Annotated in this window: 4 protein-coding genes and 1 pseudogene; 3 read left to right on the top strand and 2 right to left on the bottom strand. The window is 72.0% G+C overall.

Features of this window, described 5'->3' with window-relative positions; all coding sequences use genetic code 11:
* Window positions 1–96: 96 nt before the first annotated feature.
* Window positions 97–519 carry an ASCH domain-containing protein gene (locus tag ACFXA3_RS34655; protein ID WP_385193632.1) on the bottom strand — a complete coding sequence of 141 codons (423 nt, stop codon included), beginning with the start codon at window positions 517–519 and terminating at the stop codon, window positions 97–99.
* 194 nt (window positions 520–713) lie between these two features.
* Between ACFXA3_RS34655 and ACFXA3_RS34650 the strand changes: the two genes are divergently transcribed.
* From ACFXA3_RS34650 to ACFXA3_RS34640, 3 genes are all read left to right on the top strand, one after another.
* Window positions 714–1667, top strand: a complete 954-nt coding sequence (locus ACFXA3_RS34650) for a hypothetical protein (RefSeq protein WP_385193629.1) — start codon at window positions 714–716, stop codon at window positions 1665–1667.
* 51 nt (window positions 1668–1718) lie between these two features.
* Window positions 1719–3263 (top strand): APC family permease, encoded by a 1545-nt coding sequence (locus ACFXA3_RS34645; protein ID WP_385193626.1) that lies wholly within the window; start codon window positions 1719–1721, stop codon window positions 3261–3263.
* Between the two features lie 218 nt (window positions 3264–3481).
* The gene (locus ACFXA3_RS34640) at window positions 3482–4918 is read left to right on the top strand and encodes an amino acid permease (protein ID WP_385193623.1); all 1437 of its coding nucleotides are present in this window, start codon (window positions 3482–3484) and stop codon (window positions 4916–4918) included.
* An 81-nt stretch (window positions 4919–4999) separates the two neighbouring features.
* Here the strand turns inward: ACFXA3_RS34640 and ACFXA3_RS34635 are convergent.
* Window positions 5000–5140, bottom strand: a pseudogene (locus ACFXA3_RS34635) (PhnA domain-containing protein); the annotation flags it as partial.
* Window positions 5141–5264: the final 124 nt, after the last annotated feature.

Here is a 5264-nt window from a genome sequence, read left to right as displayed (position 1 = left end):
CCCCGGCCCCCGGCTCCCGGGCCGCCGGCCCCCGCGCGCCGCCCCGGCGCGCGGCCCCGTGCCGGGGGCCCGGCCCGGCGCCCGGGTCCGGACCGGCTAGAGGCGTTCGACGACCCGGAAGCGTTCCGCGACGACCGGCGTGTCGTCGGCCACCGTGAACTCCGGGTCACCGAGCACGTCCCGCATCTGCGGCCCGTGCCAGTACCGCTCGTGGGTATCACGCCATTCGGCGACGGACGTGTAGCCCTCTCCTTCGTCCAGGGCGTGCGCCAAGTCCACCTCCGCGAGCGGCAGAACCCGTACGTCCGTCACCTCCAGGACGGCCACCGGCCGCTCCGCGGAGTCCATGACCGCCATCCGCTCGCCCACCACCGGCAGGGGGTCGCCCGCCACCTCGTATTCGGTCAGCAGCCCCGTGGTCGAGGTCTTCGCACCGCTGAGCACCGCCGCCACCAGCATGTCGCGCACCGGCCCCGGAAACGCGAACAAAGCGGGAGGAAGATCGTCGTACGTCGTCATGAGCCCACCCTACGGTCGCCCGCGCGCCGGCCACGAAGGGGATTCCGGCCCCAACTGGCGTCATGTTCACACCAGTTGAAACGCGCCACGCGGTGGACTGGACCTTGACGCGGAGCTGTGCGTACCGCTTTGCTGTGCGTGATCTTCCAGCCAAACCGTCCGCCCGCGCCCGTGCTCTGGAGGGAATTCCGCGGATGTCCCCGCCTCCGCCGCCCCTCGGCCGCGCCCGCAAGCGGGACGCCCAGCTCTTCGACCCGGCCCTGTGCGACACCGAGCTGGTCGACGTACGCGCCCAGTTCACCCAGGGCCGCTGGGCCAAGGCCCGCTCCCTGCTCGTCGGCACCGGTGACGACTGGGACCGCCGGGGCCACCGCGTCGTCGTGCTCGCCGAGACCCCCGCCGCCACCGCCTGGGCCCGCGAATGGCTGCTGGCCGAACCCGAGAGCGCCGACGCCGCCACCCTCCTCGCCTGCGCCGCCGTCTTCACCGCCCTGCGCCGCAAGGGCACGCCCGAGGCCGCCGAGGAGGCCTGCCGCCGGGCCGCCGCGCTGCTCCCCGCAGATCCCACCCCCTGGCTGGGGCTGCTCCTGCTCTCCCGGGCCTTCGGCACCGAGGAGGAGTTCAGCCGCCACTTCGACCAGGTCCGGGCGCGCCACCGCGAGCACCACCACGCCCACCACCTGATGGTCGCCCAGCTCGCCGAGCACACCCCCGGCGCCGGCCACGATCCGCTCCACGAGGTCTACGACTTCGCCGCCTGGGCCGCCGAGGAGTCCCCGGCCGACTCCCCGCTCGCCGTCCTCCCCGTCATCGCCCACGCCGAGCGCTACCGGGTGCTGGCGGGCTCGTACGGCTCCGACAGCAGCGCCGGCGCCATCACCCACTGGTCGAGCCGCCGCGCCCGCCAGGTACTGCGCTCCGCCTTCGACTGGTGGCTGGAGTGGGAACGCGAGGACCACCCCCGCAACCGGGTCGACCTCAACTTCCTGGCCCACGCCAAGCTCTGCGAAGGCCGCCCGGCCGAGGCCGCCGCCCTGTTCCACCGCATCGGCAGCCACGCCACGCCCGCCCCCTGGTCCTATCCGGACCTCGACCCGCACAAGGCCTTCCTCGCGGCCCGCAGCGCCGCCCTCGGCGGCACGGCCTGACCCACCCCCGCTCGGCCCCACCCCGACCTTCCCCCGAAAGGACACCCCGCCATGGCGACGGGCAGATCCACCACGCTCAGCACCGCGCCCGAGATCCGCACCTACAAGGGCCAGGACCGCGCCCTGCGCGCCGACCGCCTCGGCACCGCCGGCCTGCTGCTCTCCGTGCTCGCCGCCAGCGCGCCCCTGATGGTGGTCGCCGGAGTGATGCCGACCACCTTCGGCGTCATGGGCGTCGTCGGCCAGCCGCTGCTGTTCGTGATCCTCGGCATCGTGCTCGCCCTGTTCAGCATCGGCTACGCCGAGATGAGCCGGCACGTCCACAACGCCGGCGCCTTCTACGCGTACATCGCCCGCGGCCTCGGCCCCACCGCGGGCGCCGGCGCCTCGCTCGTCGCCCTCGTCGCGTACAGCGCCATGCAGGTCGGCGTCTACGGCATCCTCGGCTTCGAGATCTCCGGCCTCTTCGCCACCTACCTGAAGACCGACGTCGCCTGGTGGATACCGGCCCTGGCCGCCGTCGCCGTCACCGGCGCGCTCGGCTGGCTCAAGATCGACCTCAACGCCCGCGTCCTCGGCGCCCTCCTCCTCATCGAGTGCGCCCTCGTCGTCGTCTTCGACGTCGCCGCCCTCGGTGACGCCGGCCCCGAAGGCCTCTCCCTGCACGCCTTCAACCCCGCCACCCTCGGCGGCGCCGGCCTCGGCACGGCCCTGTGCTTCTGCATCGCCGCCTTCGTCGGCTTCGAGCAGTCCCCGGTCTACGCCGAGGAGACCAGCAAGCCCCACATCGTCGTCTCCCGGGTGATGTTCCTCGCCGTCGGCTTCGTCGCCCTCTTCTTCGCCTTCAGCGCCTGGGCCCTGACCGTCGCCACCGGCCCCTCCGAGATCGTCAAGACCTCCGGCGAAGCCGGCCCCGGCCTGCTCTTCCAGCTCACCGAGGGCCGCCTCGGCACCACCTTCACCGACGTCCTGCACGTCCTCTTCGTCACCGGCATGTTCGCGGCCATGCTCAGCTTCCACAACGTGGTCGCCCGCTACGCCTTCGCCATGGGCCGCGAGGGCCTGCTCCCCGCCGCCTTCGGCCGGACCAGCGCGGGCACCGGAGCCCCCGCCACCGGCTCCCTCCTGCAGACCGTCATCGCCACCCTCGTCGTCCTCGCCTTCGCCGCCACCGACGACAAGCCGGCCGGTGACCCCACCGCGCCCGTCCTGCACCTGTTCACCTGGATGGGCAGCGTCGGCGCCCTCGGCGTGACCCTCCTCATGGCCGCCGCCTCCTTCGCCGTCATCGCGTTCTTCGTCCGCCGTGGCACCGCCGGCGCCCAGATCTGGCGCCTCGTCGCGGCCGGAGCCGCCGGGATCGCCCTCCTCGGCATCGCCGTGTACACGGTGAAGGACTTCGGCGTCCTCGTCGGCGCCGAGAAGGGTTCCCCCCTCAGCTGGATCCTGCCCGGCATCATCGGCGCCGCCGTCGTGGGCGGACTCCTCTACGGGGCCGTCCTGCGCAGCCGCCGCCCCGAGGTGCACGCCCGCATCGGCCTGGGGAACGAGGCCTTCCGCCTCGACCAGGCCGCGGAGGCCGACCCCCGCGACTAACCCCCACCGCCTCGCTTTCCTGCCCGTACGAAGCCCCCGGCATCCGTTTCCATGGTCGCCGGGGGCTTCTGTGTGAGGAGGGCGGGTTTTGGCCACGGCCGGGGCTCATGGTCTCCTGGGGCGACAAAAACCACCGGACCCCCGCACAGGTGACCCCACCCAGCTCCCCTGCACGGCGGTCGGAACTGCCTGTCCCACCCACGAAGGCGAAGTCCTACATGAGTGACCGCACCTTGACCGAGGCCCCGGCCCCGGCGTCCGCCCGCCACGTCGACGCCGGTGACGAGGGCTACAGCAAGGACCTCAAGTCCCGCCACATCAACATGATCGCGATCGGCGGGGCGATAGGCACCGGCCTGTTCCTCGGCGCCGGCGGCCGGCTCGCCAACGCCGGCCCGTCCCTCGCGATCGCCTACGCGGTGTGCGGCATCTTCGCCTTCTTCGTCGTCCGGGCCCTCGGCGAGCTCGTCCTCTACCGGCCCTCCTCCGGCGCGTTCGTCTCCTACGCGCGCGAGTTCATGGGGGAGAAGGGCGCCTACACGGCCGGCTGGCTGTACTTCCTGAACTGGTCCACGACCACCGTGGCCGACATCACCGCCGCCGCGACCTACGCGCACTTCTGGTCGATGTTCACCAGCGTCCCGCAGTGGGTCCTCGCCCTGATCGCCCTCGCCGTGGTCCTCACCGCGAACCTGATCTCGGTGAAGTACTTCGGCGAGATGGAGTTCTGGTTCTCCCTCGTCAAGGTCGCCGCCCTGGGCATCTTCCTGCTCGTCGGCATCTACCTGGTCGTCACCAGCCACGACATCGGCGGCCACACCCCGGGCCTGTCGTCGATCACCGACAACGGCGGCATCTTCCCGTCCGGCATGCTCCCCATGCTCCTGCTGCTCCAGGGCGTCGTCTTCGCGTACGCCTCCGTCGAGCTGTGCGGCGTCGCCGCCGGTGAGACCGAGAACCCCGAGAAGATCATGCCGAAGGCGATCAACTCGATCATGTGGCGCGTCGGCCTCTTCTACGTCGGCTCGGTCATCCTGCTCGCGCTGCTGCTCCCGTACACCTCGTACTCCTCCGACCAGAGCCCCTTCGTCACCGTCTTCGACAAGCTGGGCATCCCCGGCGCCGCCGGCGTCATGAACCTGGTCGTCCTGACCGCGGCGCTCTCCAGCCTCAACTCCGGGCTGTACTCCACCGGCCGCATCCTGCGCTCGATGGCCATGTCCGGCTCCGCGCCGAAGTTCACCGCCCGCATGAACAAGGGCAAGGTCCCCTACGGCGGCGTGCTCTTCACCGCCGCCTTCGGCCTCGCCGGCGTCGGCCTGAACTACCTGATGCCGAAGGACGCCTTCGAGCTCGTCCTGAACTTCGCCTCGCTGGGCATCCTCGGCACCTGGGGCATGGTCATGATCTGCTCGCTGTTCTTCTGGCGCCGCGCGCAGGAGGGCGCTCTGGAGCGGCCGTCCTACCGTCTGCCCTGGGCCCCGTACACGCAGATCATCACGCTGGTGTTCCTGCTCGCCGTGCTGGTGCTGATGTGGTGCGACGGCGGCGTCGGCCGCACCACCGTCCTGTGCGTCCCCGTCATCGGCGCCGCCCTCGTCGGCGGCTGGTTCCTGGTCCGCCGCCGCGTCGCGGAGATCGCCGCGGGCCGCTGACGGCCGGCCCGGCCCCGCACGACGAGAAGGACCCCGCCCTCGGGCGGGGTCCTTCCGCATGGTCGCGGGCCCCGCGGACCGGGCCTTCTTCACCACGCCGGACTTCGGCTGCACGGCGCCGAAGCCGTCGGCCCCGCAGTCGATGTCGTGGCCGTCCACACCGTCGACCAGCCGGACGTCGCGCACCTTCGTGCCCGCCTCGATCCCCGACGGGCTGCCCTTGCGGCACGGAAAGGGCCGGAAACGCCGAGAACCCCACCGAAGTGGGGTTCTCGCTCTGTGTCCGAGGGGGGACTTGAACCCCCACGCCCGATAAAGGGCACTAGCACCTCAAGCTAGCGCGTCT

Origin of the sequence: Streptomyces sp. NPDC059456, assembly GCF_042750055.1 — a bacterium.
Lineage (GTDB): Bacteria > Actinomycetota > Actinomycetes > Streptomycetales > Streptomycetaceae > Streptomyces.
Note: the sequence above shows the minus strand (reverse complement) of the source record. Positions and strands in the feature narration are given on the sequence as shown.